16 protein-coding genes and 3 tRNA genes are annotated in these 21,144 nt (G+C 56.5%); 11 read left to right on the top strand and 8 right to left on the bottom strand.

Annotation, left to right across the window (positions count from 1 at the left end):
- Window positions 1-80 precede the first annotated feature (80 nt).
- Genes ptrA through recD form a run of 3 tightly spaced genes read left to right on the top strand, consistent with a single transcriptional unit; the run spans window position 81 to window position 8,379 of the window.
- A complete protein-coding gene (ptrA, locus tag SERS4_RS0120295; RefSeq protein ID WP_017893808.1) occupies window positions 81-2,969 on the top strand; it encodes a pitrilysin in 2,889 nt (962 codons plus the stop codon).
- Window positions 2,966-6,517, top strand: coding sequence for an exodeoxyribonuclease V subunit beta (recB, locus tag SERS4_RS0120290; protein WP_017893807.1), 3,552 nt, complete (start codon window positions 2,966-2,968; stop codon window positions 6,515-6,517). Before ptrA ends, recB begins: the two co-directional genes overlap by 4 nt.
- Window positions 6,514-8,379 (top strand): exodeoxyribonuclease V subunit alpha, encoded by a 1,866-nt coding sequence (gene recD, locus SERS4_RS0120285; protein WP_017893806.1) that lies wholly within the window; start codon window positions 6,514-6,516, stop codon window positions 8,377-8,379. Before recB ends, recD begins: the two co-directional genes overlap by 4 nt.
- Before the next feature lie 36 nt (window positions 8,380-8,415).
- On the opposite strand, the gene argA is transcribed toward recD, so the two are convergent.
- Window positions 8,416-9,741, bottom strand: coding sequence for an amino-acid N-acetyltransferase (gene argA / locus SERS4_RS0120280; RefSeq protein WP_012146515.1), 1,326 nt, complete (start codon window positions 9,739-9,741; stop codon window positions 8,416-8,418).
- A 239-nt stretch (window positions 9,742-9,980) separates the two neighbouring features.
- Between argA and amiC the strand changes: the two genes are divergently transcribed.
- Entirely contained in the window at window positions 9,981-11,234 is a 1,254-nt protein-coding gene (gene amiC, locus SERS4_RS0120275; RefSeq protein WP_012146514.1) for an N-acetylmuramoyl-L-alanine amidase AmiC, read from the top strand.
- A 100-nt stretch (window positions 11,235-11,334) separates the two neighbouring features.
- Here the strand turns inward: amiC and SERS4_RS0120270 are convergent.
- From SERS4_RS0120270 to SERS4_RS0120260, 3 genes are all read right to left on the bottom strand, one after another.
- Window positions 11,335-11,411 (bottom strand) — tRNA-Met (locus SERS4_RS0120270).
- Window positions 11,412-11,475: 64 nt separating this feature from the next.
- Window positions 11,476-11,552, bottom strand: a tRNA-Met gene (locus SERS4_RS0120265).
- A gap of 67 nt (window positions 11,553-11,619) precedes the next feature.
- Window positions 11,620-11,696: transfer RNA gene (locus SERS4_RS0120260), tRNA-Met, on the bottom strand.
- 213 nt (window positions 11,697-11,909) lie between these two features.
- Between SERS4_RS0120260 and mltA the strand changes: the two genes are divergently transcribed.
- Window positions 11,910-13,052, top strand: a complete 1,143-nt coding sequence (gene mltA, locus SERS4_RS0120255; RefSeq protein WP_017893804.1) for a murein transglycosylase A — start codon at window positions 11,910-11,912, stop codon at window positions 13,050-13,052.
- Between the two features lie 72 nt (window positions 13,053-13,124).
- Entirely contained in the window at window positions 13,125-13,931 is an 807-nt protein-coding gene (gene tcdA / locus SERS4_RS0120250) for a tRNA cyclic N6-threonylcarbamoyladenosine(37) synthase TcdA (RefSeq protein ID WP_017893803.1), read from the top strand.
- On the opposite strand, the gene csdE is transcribed toward tcdA, so the two are convergent.
- Both csdE and csdA read right to left on the bottom strand, forming a co-directional pair.
- Window positions 13,922-14,356: a cysteine desulfurase sulfur acceptor subunit CsdE gene (csdE, locus tag SERS4_RS0120245; protein ID WP_012146511.1), complete on the bottom strand. Its 435-nt coding sequence runs from the start codon at window positions 14,354-14,356 to the stop codon at window positions 13,922-13,924. The genes tcdA and csdE overlap by 10 nt on opposite strands.
- Before the next feature lie 18 nt (window positions 14,357-14,374).
- Window positions 14,375-15,580 carry a cysteine desulfurase CsdA gene (gene csdA, locus SERS4_RS0120240; protein ID WP_026142510.1) on the bottom strand — a complete coding sequence of 402 codons (1,206 nt, stop codon included), beginning with the start codon at window positions 15,578-15,580 and terminating at the stop codon, window positions 14,375-14,377.
- Between the two features lie 194 nt (window positions 15,581-15,774).
- Here csdA and SERS4_RS0120235 point away from each other — a divergent pair, with 194 nt between their 5' ends.
- Genes SERS4_RS0120235 through rlmM form a run of 5 tightly spaced genes read left to right on the top strand, consistent with a single transcriptional unit; the run spans window position 15,775 to window position 18,842 of the window.
- Complete coding sequence (locus SERS4_RS0120235; RefSeq protein ID WP_012146509.1) at window positions 15,775-15,999, top strand: YgdI/YgdR family lipoprotein; 225 nt, start codon at window positions 15,775-15,777, stop codon at window positions 15,997-15,999.
- Window positions 15,983-16,330 carry a hypothetical protein gene (locus SERS4_RS27185; RefSeq protein ID WP_172641819.1) on the top strand — a complete coding sequence of 116 codons (348 nt, stop codon included), beginning with the start codon at window positions 15,983-15,985 and terminating at the stop codon, window positions 16,328-16,330. Before SERS4_RS0120235 ends, SERS4_RS27185 begins: the two co-directional genes overlap by 17 nt.
- Before the next feature lie 50 nt (window positions 16,331-16,380).
- Window positions 16,381-17,298, top strand: a complete 918-nt coding sequence (locus SERS4_RS0120230) for a transcriptional regulator GcvA (protein WP_012146508.1) — start codon at window positions 16,381-16,383, stop codon at window positions 17,296-17,298.
- Window positions 17,299-17,350: 52 nt separating this feature from the next.
- Entirely contained in the window at window positions 17,351-17,746 is a 396-nt protein-coding gene (locus SERS4_RS0120225; RefSeq protein ID WP_012146507.1) for a DUF423 domain-containing protein, read from the top strand.
- Window positions 17,739-18,842: a 23S rRNA (cytidine(2498)-2'-O)-methyltransferase RlmM gene (gene rlmM / locus SERS4_RS0120220; RefSeq protein WP_012146506.1), complete on the top strand. Its 1,104-nt coding sequence runs from the start codon at window positions 17,739-17,741 to the stop codon at window positions 18,840-18,842. The genes SERS4_RS0120225 and rlmM overlap by 8 nt, the downstream gene beginning before the upstream one ends.
- Before the next feature lie 30 nt (window positions 18,843-18,872).
- Here the strand turns inward: rlmM and xni are convergent, their stop codons facing one another.
- Together xni and ppnN are read right to left on the bottom strand one after the other, a co-directional pair.
- Window positions 18,873-19,628 carry a flap endonuclease Xni gene (gene xni / locus SERS4_RS0120215; protein WP_026142509.1) on the bottom strand — a complete coding sequence of 252 codons (756 nt, stop codon included), beginning with the start codon at window positions 19,626-19,628 and terminating at the stop codon, window positions 18,873-18,875.
- Window positions 19,629-19,684: 56 nt separating this feature from the next.
- Complete coding sequence (gene ppnN / locus SERS4_RS0120210; protein ID WP_012146504.1) at window positions 19,685-21,049, bottom strand: nucleotide 5'-monophosphate nucleosidase PpnN; 1,365 nt, start codon at window positions 21,047-21,049, stop codon at window positions 19,685-19,687.
- Between the last annotated feature and the right edge of the window lie 95 nt (window positions 21,050-21,144).

Genomic DNA, 21,144 nt, shown 5'->3' with positions numbered 1-21,144 from the left:
TTTGAGTGTGTTGTTTTGATGTACGCCGTCAACGTCAGGGATGTGGCGCGACGGCGTCTGAATAGGGGTTCATTTTGGATATGCGCAGACAGTTGGCCCGCATCACCGGGTTGGTATTAGTGGTTATGTTTTGGACGCCGTTGAGCTGGGCCGCACAGGGATGGCAACCGCTGGCGGAGAAGATCAATAAAAGCGATCACGATCCGCGCCAGTACCAGGCGATCAAACTGACGAACGGCATGACCGTGCTGTTGGTTTCTGATGCACAGGCACCGAAATCACTGGCGGCGCTGGCACTGCCGGTAGGCTCGCTGGAAGATCCGAACAGTCAGTTGGGGTTAGCGCACTACCTGGAGCACATGGTGCTGATGGGTTCCAAGCGCTATCCGCAACCCGAAAACCTGTCGGAGTTCCTGAAGAAGCACGGTGGCAGCCATAACGCCAGCACCGCGTCTTACCGCACCGCGTTCTATCTGGAAGTGGAAAACGACGCGCTGGCCCCGGCGGTAGACCGCATGGCGGACGCGATCGCCGAGCCACTGCTGGATCCGGGCAATGCCGATCGTGAACGTAATGCGGTCAACGCCGAACTGACGATGGCACGCTCACGCGACGGTATGCGCATGGCGCAGGTTGGGGCAGAAACGCTGAACCCGGCTCACCCGAGCGCGCGTTTCTCAGGCGGTAACCTCGATACCTTAAAAGACAAACCGGGCAGCAAGCTGCACGATGAGCTGACGGCATTCTACCAACGTTATTATTCTGCCAATCTGATGATGGGGGTGCTGTACAGCAACCAGCCATTGCCGGAACTGGCTGAACTGGCGGCCAAAACCTTTGGCAAGGTCCCTAACCGAGACGCCAGCGTACCGCCGATCACAGTCCCGGCGGTCACCCCTGAACAGCAGGGCATCATTATTCATTATGTGCCGGCCCAGCCGCGTAAACAGTTGAAAGTAGAATTCCGCATCGACAACAACAGTGCCGAGTTCCGCAGCAAGACCGATACCTACATCAGTTACCTGATAGGCAACCGCAGCCAAAATACCCTGTCTGACTGGCTGCAAAAGCAGGGGTTGGCGGATGCCATCAATGCCGGGGCCGATCCTATGGTTGATCGCAACGGCGGCGTGTTCTCGATCAGCGTCTCGCTGACCGATAAAGGCCTGGCCAAGCGCGACGAAGTGGTGGCGGCCATCTTCAACTACCTGAAAATGTTGCGCAGCGAAGGCATCAAGCAAAGCTATTTTGATGAGATTTCCCACGTACTGAATCTGGATTTCCGCTATCCGTCGATCACCCGTGATATGGACTACATCGAATGGCTGGTGGATACCATGCTGCGCGTGCCGGTCGAGCATACGCTGGATGCGCCTTACCTGGCCGACCGCTATGACGCCAAAGCGATTGCCGAGCGTCTGGACGCCATGACGCCGCAAAATGCGCGTATCTGGTTCGTCAGCCCGAATGAGCCGCATAACAAGATGGCCTACTTCGTCAATGCGCCGTATCAGGTCGATAAAATCACCCCGCAGCGCTTTGAGCAGTGGCAGCAACTGGGGAAAGGCATCAGCCTGTCGTTACCCACGCTGAATCCGTATATTCCTGATGATTTCAGCCTGACCAAACCTTCGCACGAGTTTAAAAAACCGGAGGTGGTGGTCGACCAACCGGGCCTGCGCGTGTTGTATATGCCGAGCCGTTACTTTGCCGACGAGCCGAAGGCTGACGTCACAGTAGCGTTCCGCAATGCAAAAACCATGGATTCTGCACGCAACCAGGTGTTGTTCTCTTTGACTGACTATCTGGCCGGCATTTCACTGGATCAACTGAGCTACCAGGCTTCGGTTGGCGGGCTGAGTTTCTCAACCTCGCCGAACAACGGTCTGGAGTTCAACGCCAACGGCTTTACCCAGCGTCTGCCGCAATTACTGACCTCGCTGATCGAAGGCTACTCCAGCTTTACGCCGACGGAAGATCAACTGGCGCAGGCCAAATCCTGGTATCTGGAACAGCTGGATTCTGCCGAGAAAGGCAAAGCCTTTGAACTGGCTATCCAGCCGGTGCAGATGGTTTCCCGCGTGCCTTACTCAGAACGTAGTGAGCGCCGCGAGGTGCTGAAAACCCTGACGCTGAAAGATGTGCTGGCCTACCGTGACAGCCTGCTGGCTGAGGCGACGCCGGAGTTGTTGGTGGTGGGCAATATGAGCAAGCAGCAGGTGGATACCCTGGCCTCTACGCTGAAACACCGTCTGGGTTGTACCGGTGTTACATGGTGGCATGGCGAAGATGTTGAAGTGACTAAAAGCCAGTTGGCCAATCTGCAGCGGGCAGGCAGCAGCACCGACTCGGCGCTGGCGGCAGTGTATGTGCCGACCGGCTACGACGAAGTGACCGGCATGGCTTACAGCTCGCTGCTTGGCCAAATTATCCAGCCATGGTTCTACAGCCAATTGCGTACTCAGGAACAGCTGGGCTACGCGGTGTTTGCTTTCCCGATGTCCGTCGGCCGTCAGTGGGGGATTGGTTTCCTGCTGCAAAGTAACAGCAAGCAACCGGCGTACCTGTATCAGCGCTATCAGGATTTCTACCCGAAAACCGAGAAACGCCTGCGAGAGATGAAAGAAGCAGACTTCGAGCAGTATAAGCAGGCGATGATCAACGAATTGAAGCAGCGTCCACAAACCCTGAGCGAAGAAGCCGGCCGTTTCTCCAATGACTTCGACCGTGGCAACTTCACCTTTGATACCCGCCATAAGCTGATTGAGCAAATCAAGCAGCTGACGCCGACCAAACTGGCGGATTATTTCCACCAGGCGGTGATTAAGCCGCAGGGGCTGGCGGTGCTGTCGCAGGTGAGTGGTAGTGGGCAAGAGAAGGCGGATTATGCGGTGCAGCCGAATTGGGTGACTTATCCAAACGCCTCTGCGCTGCAGAAAACTCTGCCGCGTAAGGTGGCGACACCATGACAGAGACCACCCCGCAGCGACTTGATCCGCTAACGTTGCCGCTATTTGGCGAGCGGTTGATAGAAGCGTCGGCGGGGACCGGTAAAACCTTTACCATCGGTGCGCTGTATCTGCGCCTGCTGCTTGGCCTGGGCCAGGCAGCGGCCTTTCCCCGGCCGCTGACGGTAGAGGAGATCCTGGTGGTGACCTTTACCGAGGCCGCCACCGAGGAGCTGCGTGGACGTATCCGCAGCAATATCCATGGCTTACGCATTGCCTGCGTGCGGGGCAGCAGTAAAGACCCGTTATTTAATGCGTTAATGGCGGAAATTGACGATCTGCCCGATGCTGCCGCGCAACTGCTGGCTGCCGAGCGGCAGATGGACGAAGCGGCAATCTACACCATCCACGGTTTTTGCCAGCGTATGCTGACCCACAACGCCTTCGAGTCCGGCATTCTGTTTGAGCAGACGCTGGTGCAGGATGAACTGCCGCTGCGCCGCCAGGCCTGTGCGGACTTTTGGCGTCGCCATTGTTATCCGTTGCCGATTGGCGTTGCCCGGGCGGTGAGCCAGGAATGGAGCGACCCGGAAGCGCTGCTGGCCGATCTTTCCGGCTATCTGCATGGCGAAGCGCCGATGCTGCGTCGGCCGCCGAAGGATGAAGAAACGGTGCTGATGCGCCATGAGCAGATCGTGGCGCATATTGACGCCATCAAAGCGCAGTGGCTGGCAGCAGCGGGCGATCTGGAGGCGTTAATCAGCCAGTCCGGCGTTGATAAGCGCAGCTACAGCAGCAAGCACCTGCCTAACTGGCTGCACAAAGTCGGTGAATGGGTGGTGCTGGAAACTCAGGACTACCAACTGCCGAAAGAGCTGGATAAATTCCGTCAGTCGGTGCTGCTGGATAAAACCAAAAAAGGCGAACCGCCGCACCATGCATTGTTCGTGGCGATCGACGAACTGTTCGATGAACCGCTGACACTGCGTGACCTGATCATGGCGCGGGCGCTGAGCGAGATACGTTTGTCCATTCAGCAGGAGAAACGCCAGCGGGCCGAGCTGGGTTTTGACGACCTGTTAAGTCGTCTGGACAGTGCATTGCAGAGCGAAGGTGGTGAACGTTTGGCACAGGCGATTCGCCAGCGTTACCCGGTGGCGATGATCGATGAGTTCCAGGATACCGATCCACAGCAATACCGCATCTTCCAAAAACTCTATGTCGGCAGGCCGGAATGCGGCCTGCTGCTGATCGGCGATCCCAAACAGGCAATTTACGCTTTCCGCGGTGCCGATATCTTTACCTATATGCGCGCTCGTTCAGAGGTAAGCGCCCACTACACGCTCGAAACCAACTGGCGCTCCTCACCGGCGATGGTGAACAGCGTTAACCATCTGTTTGCGCAGGTGGAAAAACCTTTCCTGTTCGGCCAGATTCCCTTTATTGAGGTGGCCGCCGCCGAGAAAAATCGGGGGCTGGCGTTTGAGCTGCAAAATCAGCCGCAGCCGGCGATGCAGTTCTGGCTGCAGCAGGGGGAAGGTGTTGGCGTTAGTGAGTACCAACAATTGATGGCGCGCCTGTGCGCCACGCAAATTCGCGACTGGCTCAGCGCCGGACAAAACCAACAGGCCTGGCTGGTCGACGGCGAAAAACGGCGGGCGGTAGAGGCGTCAGACATTACCGTGCTGGTGCGCAGCCGCAATGAGGCGGCGTTAGTACGTGATGCCCTGAGTGCGCTGGCGATACCTTCGGTTTATTTGTCCAACCGCGACAGCGTGTTCGATACGCCAGAAGCCAAGGATTTGCTGTGGCTGCTGCAGGCCGTGCTGGCGCCGGAGCAGGAACGTACGCTGCGCAGTGCCATGGCTACCGGGCTGATGGGGCTGGATGCGCAGGCGCTGGACGGATTGAACCGAGATGAGCGCGCCTGGGATGCGCTGGTCAACGAGTTCGACAAATATCGTACGCTGTGGCTGCGCCGCGGCGTGTTGCCGATGCTGCGTGAGGTGATGAATCAGCGCCATCTGGCAGAAAACCTGTTGGCCAGCCTCGGCGGTGAGCGCCGGTTGACCGACGTGATGCATCTGGGCGAGCTTTTGCAGGAAGCTTCTGCACAGCTCGACAGCGAGCATGCGCTGGTGCGTTGGCTGGCGCAGCAGATTGCCCAGCCCAATCGACAGTCGGACAACCAGCAGCTACGGCTGGAAAGCGACCGCCATTTGGTACAGGTGATCACCATCCATAAATCCAAAGGGTTGGAGTTCGATCTGGTATGGCTGCCGTTCGTCGGCAATTTCCGCCAGCAACAGCAGGTGTTGTACCACGATCGTCACAGTTTCCAGGCCCTACTTGACCTCAACGCCGATGAGCAAAGTATTGAGTGGGCGGAGGAGGAGCGGTTGGCGGAAGATTTACGCCTGTTGTATGTCGCGCTGACCCGTTCGGTATACCACTGCAGTATCGGCATTGCGCCGTTGATTCAGGGTACCCGCAAAAAACAGGGTGATAGTGATTTACACCGCAGCGCGCTGGGCTATCTGGTACAGGCTGGCCAAGCCGGCGATGCGGCTTATCTGCAGCAATGTCTGCAACAGTTGGCTGTCGATGGCGTTGCGCTGTCGCTGGCCGGAAACCTGGACGAGCAACCCTGGCAGCCGCAAACGCCAGTCTTGACCGAGCTGTCGGCGAAACACTTTACGCGCCAGGTGCAGGATTTCTGGAGGGTGACCAGCTATACCGGTTTGCAACAGCACGGTACGAGCCTGATGCAGGATTTGTTGCCGCGGTTGGATGTTGATGCCGCCGGCGAGCAAGCGCAGGACAGTGAGCCAGCGCTCACACCGCATACCTTTCCTCGTGGCGCCGGTCCGGGGACCTTCCTGCACAGTCTGTTTGAAACGATCGACTTTACCCAACCCCTCGATGAGGCGTGGTTGCTGGAGCAGTTGCAACAACAAGGATTTGGCGAACACTGGCAACCGATACTGTTGGCGTGGATGCAGGTGCTGTTAAACACCCCGCTTAATGATACCGGCGTCGCCTTGTCGGCGCTGGCTCCGCAGCATAAGCAGGCGGAGTTGCAGTTTTATCTGCCTATCGAGCAGCTGTTGCAGGCGCGTGAGCTGGATAAGCTGGTGAAAAGTTACGATCCGCTTTCTGCCCGCTGCCCTGAGTTGGATTTTCAGCAGGTGCAGGGAATGCTGAAAGGATTTATCGACCTGGTGTTCTGCTGGCAGGGGAAATATTACCTGCTGGACTACAAATCCAACTGGTTGGGTGAAGACAGCAGTGCCTATACCCAACCGGCGATGGAGCAGGCGATGGCGGAACATCGTTACGATTTGCAGTACCAGCTATACACGCTGGCACTGCACCGCTATCTGCGCCATAGGTTGCCGGATTATGATTATCAGCGGCACTTCGGCGGGGTGATTTATCTGTTCCTGCGCGGTGTGGATGCACAGCATCCGGGCAATGGCATTTTTGCCTGCCGTCCGCAGGAGCAATTGGTGGAAGGCATGGATTTGTTATTCAGCGGTAAAACCGCTGCGGTGGAGGATGCATCATGATCGCTCTACTGGAACAGGCGCAAGCGCTTGGCGTGTTACGTCCACTAGATTTGCAGTTCGCCCGCGTAGTCGCTGGAGCGGATGAGCCTGAGATACTGTTGGCTGCCGCCTGCCTCAGCGCGGAGGCTGGCGCGGGTCACGTTTGCCTGATGCTGGAGCAACTGCTGCCGGAAAACCTTTTTGACGGACGTCAGCCGGAGCTGGCGCAGGCCGTGTGGTTGGCGGCAGGGCAGTTGGATGTGGCCGGTTGGCAACGTCGGCTGTCGGCCAGTGCGGCGGTGAGCGACGGCAGCACTGCGACGCCGATGGTGTTACAACCACAGCGCTTGTATCTACAGCGCATGTGGCAGAACGAGGGGGAGGTGGCCGCCTTTATCCGTGGTGACAGTATCAGCAGCGACAGTCTGCCTCAGGCGGTTGAAGAGGCCGACCTGCGCACCATTCTCGACCAATTATTTGGTGAGGCGACCGATGAACCCGACTGGCAAAAAATTGCTGCCGCGGTGGCCGCTACGCGACGTATTGCGGTGATTTCAGGCGGACCGGGCACCGGTAAGACCACCACGGTCGCCAAATTGCTGGCGGCGCTGGTGCAGCTCGATGAAGGGCGACGTTTGCGCATCCAACTGGCGGCGCCTACCGGTAAAGCAGCGGCGCGTTTAACCGAATCGTTAGGCAGTGCCGGCAAACAACTGGCACTAACCCCGGAGCAGCGTGCGCTGTTCCCTACCGAAGCTTCCACCTTGCATCGCCTGCTTGGCGCTCAGCCCAACAGTCAGCGTATGCGTTATCACAGTGGCAATCGGCTGCATCTGGACGTGCTGGTAGTTGATGAGGCCTCTATGGTCGATCTGCCTATGATGGCGCGTTTGATTGCCGCCTTGCCCACTCAGGCACGGGTGATCTTCCTGGGCGATCGCGATCAACTGGCTTCGGTAGAGGCCGGGGCGGTACTGGGAGATATTTGCCGCTTTGCCGAACAAGGTTACAGCGTGGCGCGGGCGGAGCAACTTTCGCGGCTGACCGGCTGCCGGCTGCAGGGGCAAACCGCCCAGGCGGAAGCTGCGGTGCGCGACAGTCTGTGCCTACTGCGTAAAAGCTACCGTTTTGATGCCAATTCGGGTATTGGTCAATTGGCCTTTGCCGTGAACGCCGGTGATGGCAAGCGGGCAATGGCGGCGCTCAGCGGCAGTTTCGCTGACGTTAGCGGTTATCCACTGGCGGAAACGCAGGACTATCAGGCACTGTTGGATGCCTGCGTGGCGGGTTACCGTGATTATTTGCGGCTGGTGGGTGAAGGTGCAGACGCAGTGGCGGTGTTGGCGGCGTTCGGTCATTTCCAGGTGCTGTGCGCGCTGCGCGAGGGGCCTTTCGGCATCGCCGGGTTAAATGACCGGATTGAGACGGGGCTGCAACGTGCCGGTCTAATCCAGCGTAAGCCGGGAGCCGCTGGGCGTTGGTATTCCGGCCGTCCGGTGATGATTGGTCGCAATGACAGCGCTCTGGGGCTGTTTAACGGCGATATTGGCATTGCCTTGCGGGACGAGAGCGGCGAACTACGTGTTCACTTTCAACTGCCGGACGGCAGCATCAAGTCGGTGCAGCCGAGCCGTTTACCGGCGCATGAAACCGCTTATGCGATGACGGTGCATAAATCACAAGGCTCGGAGTTTGACCATACGGTACTGGTGCTGCCCAATCATTTCCTGCCGGTGCTGACCCGTGAACTGGTGTACACCGCGATCACCCGCGCTCGCAGGCAGCTTTCGCTGTACGCCATCGATGCAGTTTTGATGCGGGCGATCCGCACTCCGACCCAGCGGCGTAGCGGGTTGGCGGAGCGGTTGCAGCTCAAGGCTTAAGTGCCCATGGGCGCAGCACGCTGCGCCCGCCAGCAATTACAGATCCGCCAGTAAAATCTTTGAACGGCGTTGGTAGTTGTACAGCGCCTGTTTCTCAACCGGCAGCACGTCGACTTCCGCCGGCGTGAAACCACGTTCCTGGAACCAGTGGATGCTGCGCGTAGTCAGCACAAACAGCTTACGCAGGCCCATCTGGCGTGCCTGACTCTCCACCCGTTGCAGCAGCATTTCACCCCGTGACGAGCTGCGGTAATCAGGATGAACCGCAACGCAGGCCATCTCGCCAATCTTCTCTTCTGGAAACGGATACAGCGCCGCGCATGCGATGGTCAGGTTATCGCGCTCAATAATGGTGAATTTGTCGATCTCCATCTCTAGTTGCTCACGTGAGCGGCGCACCAAAATACCCTGCTGCTCAAGCGGACGGATCAGCTCGAGGATGCCGCCGATATCGTTAATCGTCGCCCGGCGCACCTGTTCAGCGCTCTCCATCACTATCTGGGTGCCTATACCATCGCGTGAAAACAGTTCCTGCACCAGCGCACCGTCTTCCTGATAGCTGATCAGGTGGCTGCGGCGTACGCCGCTACGGCAGGCCTTCACCGCGCCACGCAGGAAACGCACGGTGCCGGAATGATAGTCGCCATGCTCTTCCAGCTCCTCAATGCGTTTTTGCGCGTCGTTGGGGAACAGTTCGGAAATGATGGTGCCTTCCTGATTGGTGACCCCCTGTGACGAACAGAAGCCGATCATTTTCTCGGCTTTCAGCTTGACGGCCAACTGGGTTGCCACTTCTTCCGAGGTCAGGTTAAAGCTTTCGCCGGTGACGGAAACGGCCACCGGGCCAATCAGCACGATGGCGTTGCTATCGAGCTGACGGTGAATGGCTTCTTCATCAATACGGCGGATGCGGCCGCTGTGGCAGTAGTCCACACCGTCATCAATCCCCAGTGGCTGGGCGATAATAAAATTACCGCTGACCACGTTGATATGCGCGCCCTGCAATGGCGTGTTGTTGAGGCTCATTGACAGCCGGGCGGTGATATCCAGTTGCAGCAGACCCGCCGCCTGTTTAACCAGCTCCAGCGTATGGGCGTCGGTGACGCGGGTGTGCTTGTGATAAATCGGTTCGAGATTATGCTGCGCCAGATTGACGTCAATCTGCGGCCGGGCACCATAGACCACGACTAAACGAATACCCAGACTATGCAGCAGCCCGATGTCGTTAACGATGTTGGCAAAGTTCTCATGTTCTATGGCTTCGCCACCCAGCATAACGACAAACGTCTTGCCACGGTGGGCGTTGATATAGGGAACTGAGTGACGGAATCCTTGGACCAGCTCTGTACTACGTTCCTTCACGGCCAAACCTCATTTGCATATTTATACGATATTTTTGTATTTTTATTCTTTTATTGCCCTGATGGCAAGTGAGAATTTATCTCTATTTCTTTGCCGGGGGCGCTGAGTCGTTAATAAATTGAAAAACCATAAAAAGATTTTCTGATGACAGCGCCGGAATGATTGGTTAAAGTTTTCGGCATTCCTGTTAACTGGTGTTTTTTTCATCTGTTTTAATCTGTTACCACTGCTGGAGCCGCATGCCAAACTCAAATCACAATCTGGGCCGCCGTCGTTTATTACAGGGGGTTGCCGCAAGCTGGTTGCTGAGTGTGAGTCGCACAGGTTTCGCTGCTTCATCGCACGTCATTGCCGTACGCGTCTGGCCATCCTCCACCTATACCCGGGTGACGCTCGAATCCAACGTTGAACTGAAATATAAGCAGTTTGCGCTGACCAATCCCGATCGCGTGGTGGTGGATATTGAAGGCGTGCAGCTCAACAGCGTGCTCAAGGGGATTGTTGGCCAGGTTCGTGCCGACGATCCCTACCTGAAACAGGCGCGCGTCGGTCAGTTTGATCAAAACACCGTCCGGTTGGTGCTGGAGCTTAAGCGCAGCGTCAGCCCGCACATGTTTACTCTGGCGCCGGTGCCGGAATACCGCAATCGTCTGGTGATGGATCTGTACCCGAGCAAGGGCGGCAGCGGTGAAGACTATGATCCGCTGTTGGCGTTACTGGAAGATTACAACAAGGGCGATCTTGAGCGCACATTGCCGGCGGAAGCGCCACAGGCCGGTAAGGCGGGGCGTGACCGACCGATTGTCATCATGCTGGATCCCGGTCACGGCGGCGAAGATCCCGGAGCGATTGGTAAATTCAAAACGCGTGAAAAAGATATCGTATTGCAGATTGCGCGTCGGCTAAGCACGTTAATCAAGCGCGAGCCGAATATGAAGGTGTTTATGACGCGCAATGAAGACGTCTTCATTCCGTTGAAGGTGAGGGTGGCGAAGGCGCGTAAGCAGCGTGCCGACCTGTTTGTGTCCATCCACGCCGATGCCTTTACCAGCCGGGCCGCGCGTGGGTCATCGGTGTTTGCGCTGTCGACCAAAGGTGCCACCAGTTCGGCGGCGAAGTTCCTGGCGCAGACCCAAAATGAATCGGACCAAATCGGCGGCGTAAGCAAAAGCGGTGACCGCTATCTTGATCACACCATGTTTGATCTGATTCAAACCGCGACCATCAATGACAGCCTGAAATTCGGTAAGGAAGTGCTGAACCGGATGGGCAAAATAAACCGTTTGCATAAGAATCGTGTCGATCAGGCCGGTTTTGCGGTATTGAAAGCGCCGGACATCCCTTCGATTCTGGTTGAGACGGCGTTTATCAGCAACATTGAAGAAGAACGCAAGCTGCGTACCACGCATTTCCAGCAGCAGGTGGCGGAATCTATTCTGGCGGGTATCAAGGCGTACTTTGCCAACGGTGGTGCGGTAGCGCGCAGAGGGTAAGGTTAATGCGGAAACGACTGGGCGGCTGCCCGGTCGATTTTTGGCGGATTTCAGATACAAAAAAACACCCGTTAAGGTGCTTATTTGTAGTCATTAAGATTGGTTGCGGAGGCCGGATTTGAACCGACGACCTTCGGGTTATGAGCCCGACGAGCTACCAGGCTGCTCCACCCCGCGTCCGTCTTAATGCTTGTATTATCGAAACCAACATTTCATGTGATACCGCTGGTACAGTATCGGTTGGTTGCGGGGGCCGGATTTGAACCGACGACCTTCGGGTTATGAGCCCGACGAGCTACCAGGCTGCTCCACCCCGCGTCCGTATAATACTTTCTTTTTCATCGAATCCAACACTTTACTTGATACTGCCTCTGGCAATATCGGTTGGTTGCGGAGGCCGGATTTGAACCGACGACCTTCGGGTTATGAGCCCGACGAGCTACCAGGCTGCTCCACCCCGCGTCCGATGGAAGCGCACTATACTCTCCGTGCATTTTGTTGCAACCCTTTTTGCACTTAATTGAACTAAAACAGTCTTTCTGCTGGATTAGTCCGCAATCTGCGTTCTTTTTCAGCGTTATTGCCCCTGGGGCTTTTTTTATTGGCGGCGATTCCTTTATCTATGGGCGTTTGTTATCGTTCGCCGGGAGATCATATATGTAGAGAGTGTGTGCGATGAAAGGACGTTGGGGCAAATACCTGCTGGGCGGGTTAATGGTAGCGGTACTGGCGGGCTGTTCTTCCAAGCCGACCGACCGGGGACAACAATATAAGGATGGTCACCTGGATCAGTCGCTGGAGTTGGTGAATCAACCCAACGCCAGGGGCGTACCGGTTAATGCCAAGGATTACTCGGATCAGCTGATGGAGATTAAATACGCCTCTCCTTCACTTTTTAATCGCAACAACACTACCTTCCAGGCGGTACAAAGCTGGATGGCGTCCGGTGCCGACACTCGTACTCTGAACCAATATGGCCTCAGCGCTTATCAAATGGAAGGCGTGGACAGTTATGGCAACGTGCAGTTCACCGGTTACTACACACCGGTGCTGCAGGCGCGTTATACCCAGCAGGGGGAGTTCCGTTACCCGCTGTACCGCATGCCACCAAAAGGTAAAGGCCGTCTGCCCGATCGCGCGGGCATTTACTCGGGCGCACTGGATGACCGATATATCGTGGCGTATACCAACTCGCTGATGGACAACTTTATGATGGAAGTCCAGGGCAGTGGCTATGTGGATTATGGCAACGGCCAGCCGTTGGTGTTCTTCGGTTACGGCGGCAAGAACGGCCATGCGTATCGCAGCATTGGTAAAGTGCTGATCGATCGCGGTGAAGTGGCCAAGGCGGATATGTCGATGCAGGCGATCCGCCAGTGGGCGGACACTCACAGCGCCGCCGAAGTGCGCGAGTTGCTGGAGCAAAACCCTTCCTTTGTCTTCTTCCGTCCTGAAGCCTTTGCGCCGGTACGCGGTGCCAGCGCCGTGCCGCTGGTGGCCAAGGCGTCGGTGGCTTCCGACCGTTCACTGATCCCGGCGGGTACCACGCTGCTGGCAGAGGTGCCGCTACTGGACAACAAGGGTAAATTCACGGGAAAATATGAGATGCGCCTGATGGTGGCTCTGGACGTGGGTGGGGCAATCAAAGGCCAGCACTTCGATATGTACCAGGGCATCGGGCCGGATGCCGGTCACTCGGCAGGTTTTTACAACCACTACGGCCGCGTTTGGGTGCTGAAAGGCGCCAACGTTAATGCACCGTTGTTCACCAGCCAGACCCGTTCCGCCTCTGGCGGCTCGCTGTTAGTCACCCGCTAACGGCAATAATTGACCGCAAGGGCCGGACATTCCGGCCCTTATTATTTGCAATGTTAAGGTAATTAAAGCGTTATGAGCATAGCCTATTCTGAAGCCTACCTGCAGCGTTTTGGCGGCACGGCACGTTTATACGGTCAGCAGGCCCTGGCGCTGTTTGCCCAGGCGCACATTTGCGTGATTGGCATCGGCGGCGTGGGCTCCTGGGCGGCAGAGGCGTTGGCGCGCACCGGTATCGGTGCCATTACGCTGATTGATATGGATGATGTCTGCGTCACCAATACCAACCGCCAAATCCACGCGCTGCGTCAGCATGTGGGCCAGTCAAAAACGGAAGTGATGGCGGAGCGCATTCTGGCGATCAACCCGGAGTGCCGGGTGACCTGCATTGACGACTTTATTACTGCGGACAACGTTGCAGAGCTGCTGAATAACAATTTTAGCTATGTCATCGATGCGATTGACAGCGTGCGACCGAAGGCCGCGCTGTTGGCCTATTGTCGTCGTTACAAGATCCCGGTGGTCACTACCGGCGGAGCAGGTGGTCAGATAGATCCGACCCAGATTGCAGTGGTCGATCTGGCCAAAACCATTCAGGATCCGCTGGCGGCCAAGCTGCGTGAGCGGTTGAAAAATGATTTCAACGTGGTGAAGAACAGCAAGGGTAAATTGGGCATCGACTGCGTATTTTCCAGCGAGCCGCTGGTTTACCCCCAGCCGGATGGCAGCGTTTGCGCATCACGCAGTACCGCGGAAGGGCCAAAACGAATGGATTGCAGCGCGGGATTTGGCGCGGCAACCATGGTTACCGCTACCTTTGGTTTTGTCGCCGTTTCCCATGCGCTGAAGAAGATGGTGGCGAAAGCCGCGCGTCAGGCGTAGCTAGCGGCCATTTCTTTCACGGCAGCAGCCAGTGCTGCCAGCCCGCTGGCGCGGGTGGCACTGAGTTGAGCACGTAACGCCAGTAGATCAAACAGCGCCAGGGGATCCATCGCCGCTATCTGCTGCGGCGTTTTTCCTTCTACCGCCGTTAGCAGTACCGCCAACAGACCGCGCACGATACGGCCTTCGCTGTCGCCATAAAAGTGCAGCGTGCCGTCCGCCAGTAACTGATGCCCCAGCCAGACCCGATTCTCACAGCCGCTCAACTCCATTTCTGCTGCGCGTAATGCCTCTGGCAATGGCGGCAATTGTTTCGCCAGCATGATCAGTTGGCGATAACGATCTTCCCATTGTTTCAGCTCGGTAAATTTCTCGATCAGCGCTTCGGCGGTAATTTCATGGCCAAAGGGATGGGGGGCAAGCATAGCGTCTCCAGGGTTCATTTAATCGGCCAACAGGTCGATGGCGTTGTGCAGTGCGGTTACCAGGGTATCGACGTCTTCCTGCGTGTTGTATGGCGCAAAGGAGGCGCGTAGTGTCCCACTGACACCGAGCGCTGCCATCAGCGGTTGAGCGCAGTGCTGACCGGCTCGCAGCGCGATGCCTTGTTCTGCCAGCAGGGTGACGATATCGCTGTGATGGATACCGGCAATATCAAACGCCAGTAAGCTGGAGCCCGAACAACGGAAACTGCGGAACCCCGGCAGTTGCGCCAATTGTTTCTCGGCGAGATCGGCCAGTTCGCGGCTGTATTGCTCGGCTGCCGCCAGATCCTGAGTACCAAGCCATTCCAATGCGGCGGCCAACCCCAGCACACCAGCGATATTTGGCGTACCGGCTTCAAAACAGTGCGGTGGTTTTTGCGGCGTGAAGCCGTCGAAGGACGCCTGAGTCAACATCTTGCCGCCGCCTTGCCAGGGGGCCATCTGCGCCAGCAATTCGCTTTTCCCGTATAGCGCACCGATGCCGGTCGGGCCATATAATTTGTGGCCGGAGAAGGCGTAGAAATCAATGTCTAGCCGCTGAACGTCAGCCGGACAGTGAACGATGCCTTGTGCGCCGTCGATCATCACCAGGGCACCGGCACTATGGGCAAGCCGGATGGCCAGATCCAGATCCGGACAGCCGCCGGTGACGTTGGACATTTGGCCCAGTGCCAGCAGGCGGGTTTTATCACTCAGCAGGTTTGGTAACTGGGTCAGATCCGGCAGGCGGTCTGCACCCAGTGGCAGTTTCACCACCCGAGCGCCGGTTTGTTCCGCCACCATCAGCCAGGGGATCAGGTTGGCGTGGTGTTCGGCCTCGCTCACCAGGATTTCTTCACCGGGCTGCAACCGGGGGCGGGCATAGCTCTGCGCTACCAAATTGATCGCTTCGGTGGTGCCGCGGGTCCAGATAATGTCGTCGGCTGAAGGAGCATTGACCAGCGTCGCGACCTGTTGGCGAGCCTGCTCGAAGCGTGCAGTCAGATCCTGCGCCGCCCGGTGCTGGCTGCGGTGCACGGTGGCGGCATCGTCGCGGTAAAACTGCTGCGTGGCATTGATGACCGCCAGCGGCTTCAACGCGGTGGCGGCGCTGTCGAGATAAATGCCCGCTTGCTGCAAGGCAGGAAACTGATTACGAAAGACGATGGGATTAAAAGGTGTCATAACCTGATTGTCACTGGCTTGAGTCAATGGCCGATCCTGTCTTATTTTACCGCCAGAGACAAGCTATCCCGCATATTAGGATTCATCGTCTGGAAATTATAGGTAAGTTTGTTATGCTGTTAGGTGCGCACTAAGTCATGGCGTTAAATAACATAAAAGGTTTTTACAGCATTTAAAACTACAAGGAGTCCACAATGAAGAAAACAGCCGCAGTTATCTCTGCCCTGATGCTAACGTTTACCCTGGCCGCCTGTTCCAGCAACTACGTGATGCAGACCAATGATGGACGCACCATTGTCGCTAAAGGAAAACCCGCGTTGGATAACGACACCGGGATGATCAGCTATAAAGACGCCAACGGCGTTGAGCAGCAGATCAACCGTTCAGACGTGAAGGAAATGGTTGAAAAAGACCAATAACGTCGGGCAAAAAAAAGCACCGCAAAGATTGCGGTGCTGCATAAAATCACTATGGACAGACAGGGTAAATGTACAGGAAGTGAAAAACAGTAGCTTAGCTACCACGTCTGGATTGCCAGACAATTTGCAAACACAACATCACAACCACAAGCCAAAAGTTCATCGGCGTCCTCGACACCCACTCCCTTTTCGTTCCGGCCCGGGAAGTGCCGCCACTATAGGTATTTACTGGCGCATGCTCAACGGACAATTTATAATGGCTCGGATTAAAAAAACTAATGGTAGCGCTTTGCTGTCTGGTGCCTATCGCACGGCAGATAACGCCGCCTGATTTTTTATGCCGAATCACTCGGATTATTGTTACACAAAAGTAGCTAATAAATGTCTAAACGCTTACCACCTCTTAATGCACTGCGGGTTTTTGACGCGGCTGCCCGTCACCTGAGTTTTACCAAAGCGGCAGAAGAACTATTTGTCACCCAGGCCGCGGTGAGCCACCAGATCAAGTCACTGGAGGACTTCCTCGGCCTGAAGCTGTTTCGGCGCCGCAATCGCTCGCTGTTGCTGACGGAAGAAGGGCAAAGTTATTACCTGGATATCAAAGAAATTTTCACCTCAATCAATGAGGCCACCCGCAAGCTGCAGGCCCGCAGCGCCAAGGGGGCATTAACCGTCAGTTTGCCCCCTAGTTTTGCTATTCAGTGGCTGGTGCCGCGCCTGTCCGGCTTTAACTCAGCTTATCCGGGAATTGACGTGCGTATTCAGGCCGTGGACCGCGAAGAAGACAAGCTGGCGGATGATGTCGACGTGGCGATTTTCTATGGACGCGGCAACTGGACCGGATTGCGAGCCGAACGTTTATACGCGGAATATCTGTTGCCGGTGTGCTCACCCAGCCTGCTGACCGGGGAACATGCGTTAAAAATGACGAGCGATCTGGCTTATCACACGCTACTGCATGATACTTCACGCCGCGATTGGCTGGCCTATACCCGTCAGTTGGGGTTGCAGCACATTAATGTGCAGCAGGGGCCTATTTTCAGCCATAGCGCGATGGTGGTTCAGGCGGCGGTGCATGGGCAGGGGATTGCGCTGGTGAATAACGTGATGGCGCAGACCGAGATTGAAGCCGGGCGTTTGGTCTGTCCGTTTAACGAGGTTTTGGTCAGTAAAAATGCTTTTTATCTGGTATGTCATGACAGCCAGGCAGAACTGGGTAAAATAGCCGCCTTTCGTCAGTGGATCCTGGCTCGGGCAGCCAGCGAACAAGAAAAGTTCCGCTTTCGCTACGAACAATGAGGCCGGTCGCCGCGATGGCGCAGCCGGTTTTCTTCAATAAAGGTAAATAACGATGAGCAGTCGTTCAATGCTGATTTTTGCCGCTATCAGTGGCTTTGTATTTGTTGCTCTGGGCGCGTTTGGCGCACACGTATTAAGTGGCACCCTGGGTGCCAACGAGATGGTCTGGATCCGTACCGGACTGGACTATCAGGGGTTCCATACCCTGGCGATCCTGGCGCTGGCGGTGGCAATGCAACGCCGCGTCAGCCTGTGGTTTTACTGGAGCGGAGCGTTGTTGGCGCTCGGCACCGTACTGTTCAGCGGCAGTCTGTACTGTCTGGCGCTGTCACACCTGAAGTTCTGGGTTTATATCACGCCGATTGGCGGCGTGTGTTTCCTGATCGGTTGGGTATTGATGTTGATTGGCGCTTTGCGTCTGAGGAAAAAGGCCGAGCGCCATGAATAGACTTGCGTTGTATTGCCGTCAAGGCTTTGAAAAAGAGTGTGCGGCAGAAATTACCGCCAAGGCTGCCGAACTGGAAGTGTTCGGTTTTGCCAGAGTAAAGGATAACAGCGGCTACGTGCTGTTCGAGTGCTACCAGCCGGATGACGCCGATCGCCTGGCGAAGGAAATCCCGTTCCGGGAGCTGATTTTTGCCCGTCAGATATTGGTGGTTGGCGAGTTGCTGCGCGATTTACCACCGGAAGATCGGGTTTCTCCGATTGTCGGCATGCTGATTGGCGTGGTCGATCGTGGTGGTGAACTGCGCGTGGAAGTGCCGGATACCAACGAAAGCAAAGAACTGTTGAAGTTCTGCCGCAAGCTGACGGTACCGTTGCGTACTGCGATGCGTGAGCAGAAGGTGTTGATGGCGCGTGAGAATAAGACCCGTCCAGTGGTGCATGTGTTCTTTATCGCTCCGGGGTGTTGCTATGTGGGTTACTCCTTCAGCAACAACAACTCACCGTTCTATATGGGCATTCCGCGTCTCAAGTTCCCATCCGATGCACCGAGCCGTTCTACCCTGAAACTGGAAGAAGCGTTCCACGTGTTCATTCCTGCCGACGAGTGGGATGAACGTTTGGCCAGCGGCATGCACGCGGTCGATCTGGGCGCCTGTCCGGGTGGCTGGACCTATCAACTGGTGCAGCGCAGCATGATGGTGCACGCAGTGGATAATGGCCCAATGGCACCGAGCCTGATGGATACCGGGCAGGTGACGCATCATCGTGCCGACGGTTTCAGATATGAGCCTTCCAGCAGCAAGATTTACTGGCTGGTGTGCGATATGGTGGAAAAACCGGCGAAGGTGACCAGCCTGATGATCCAGTGGCTGGTGAAAGGCTGGTGTCGTGAGGCGATCTTCAACCTGAAATTGCCGATGAAAAAACGTTACGAAGAGGTTTCGCAGAATCTGCTGGCCATCAAGGAAGCGTTGGATACGGCGGGTATCAGTTCAGAAATTCATGCCAAGCAGCTGTATCACGATCGTGAAGAAGTCACCGTGCACGTCCGTCGTATGTGGTCGGCCGTGGCAGGCCGCCGCGACGAGCGCGATTAAATGACAGGGCGCTGTTGTCAGCGCCAGTGATTAAACCGGTAACCGCAGTTGCTGCAGGTTGCCGGTTAATGCCAGATCGGTTCGCAAGGTAGCGACTCTTTTGCTGACGTAGGCCATCTCGCGGTGCTGTTGCAGTTTTCCGCGCCATTTTTCCGGCACCTGTTCCAGACTTTGATATAACCCATCCAGCGAACCTGCCTGCTGTAACAGCAATACCGCCGTCTTCGGCCCAATCCCCGCCACGCCGGGGATTTTGCTGCTGCTTATTCCCGCCAGCCCCCAGTAATCCGACAATTGTTGTGGCGATACGCCGAACTCTTGTTGCACAAACGGCATATCCAGCCAACGTTTTTGGAAATAATCGCGGATCTGCACGCTGGGTGCCAACAGTTGGCAATAGCCTTTGTCGGTGGACACAATGGTCACCTGATGGCCGCCGCCTGCAACCTTGGCGGTCAGCGTTGCCGCCAGATCGTCGGCTTCATTGCCCGGATAGTGCCAACAGGCAACGCCAAGCGATTCGAATGCTTGCCGTAACTGCGGCATTTCCTGCTGCAAATTGTCCGGCATGGGCGAACGTCCGGCCTTGTAGTCGGGCAGGATTTGGTGGCGCCAGCTTTCGCTGCGGTCATCCTCATCGAACACCGCTACGGCGTGTGTTGGCCGACTGTGCTGAATCAACTGTTGCAGTGCGTGCTGGCAGGCATTCACACAGGGGGACCCCTGCACGGCGTGTATGCGGCGGATCAGGTTGAGGGCATCGACAATCAGTAGGTGTATCATCATGGGCTTACAAGGTCAGAAAAAAGAAGGGCGGCTGTCAGGCCGCCCCGGATTGCTCATTAAGCGACTATTTCGTAACAGGGCACATAAGCGGTGCCTGGCAGTTTCATCCGGTGCTGAGCGACAAAGCCCTGCAGCAGACTGTCCATTTGCTTCATCATCTGCGGTTCGCCGTGCAGCTTGTACGGCCCAAACTGTTCGATGGCATGAATGCCATTTTCCTTCACGTTACCGGCGACGATGCCGGAAAACGCGCGGCGCAGCGCGGCAGCCAACTGTTCGGCCGGCTGGTCGGGATACAGGTTGAGATTGGCCATATTCTCATGGCTTGGCTCAAACGGCAGCTGCAAATCCGGCGCAATGCGGATCGACCAGTTAAAGCTGTAGGCATCGCCGGTATTACGACGGTTCTCTTTCACCAGCGGCATGGCTTTTTTCATCTGACGTGCGACTTCGGCCGGATCGTCGATGATGATGGTGTAGTGACGGCGCGCTTCATCTCCCAGCGTGTTCATGATGAACTCATCCAGCACCTGGAAGTAGTTGGCGCTCTCTTTCGGCCCGGTGAGGATCAGCGGCAACACCTGTTCGCTGTTCTCCGGGTTCATCAGGATACCCAGTAGATAAAGCAGCTCTTCTGCCGTGCCGACACCGCCCGGGAAGATGATGATGCCGTGGGCGATACGGACGAAGGCCTCCAGGCGCTTTTCAATGTCCGGCATGATCACCAGCTCATTGACCAACGGGTTTGGTGGTTCTGCGGCGATGATCGACGGCTCGGTCATGCCGATAAAGCGGCTATTGTGGTAGCGCTGTTGCGCATGGCCTACGGCCGCGCCTTTCATCGGTGCCTCCATGGCACCCGGCCCGCAGCCGGTACAGATATTCAGCTCGCGCAGGCCCAGTTGGCTACCGACCTTACGTGCGTAGAGGTATTCGTTTTCGTTGATCGAGTGACCCCCCCAGCACACTACCAGATTGGGATCTTCATCGAGATGCAGCGCACGGGCGTTGCGCAGGATAGAGAACACCAGGTTGGTAATGTGGGCCGAGTTTTCCAGATTCAGATGCTGGAAACGGCCGGCGCTGTCGATCTGCCCGTGAACGAACAGGATATCGCGCAGCACGGCAAACAGGTTGGCCTGCAGCGAACGGATGATTCGCCCGTCGACAAAGGCGTCTTCCGGTGGATTCACCAGTTCAAGTTTGACCCCGCGCTCACGGCGCAGGACGTTAATGTCAAAGGTTTCGTAGCGTGACAGCAGCTGTTTGCTGTTATCGGTCTGGCTGCCGGAGTTCAGGACGGCCAGCGAACAGTTGCGGAACAAACGGTAAAGATCGCTGCTGGCGGTACGCTTCAGCATGTCTACTTCCAGCTGCGACAGCAAATCCATAGAGCCAAGCGGGCTGATGTGTGTAATCAAGGTAACTCCTTTGCACCCGGAAAGGGGCAGTAGTAATCCATACGCAGCAGAACAGCATCTCGTTATAGTTAGCGCACGGCGGCAACATCATCGTT

This window comes from Serratia sp. S4 (assembly GCF_000347995.1).
In the GTDB taxonomy this organism is placed as follows: domain Bacteria; phylum Pseudomonadota; class Gammaproteobacteria; order Enterobacterales; family Enterobacteriaceae; genus Serratia; species Serratia quinivorans.
Note: the sequence above shows the minus strand (reverse complement) of the source record. Positions and strands in the feature narration are given on the sequence as shown.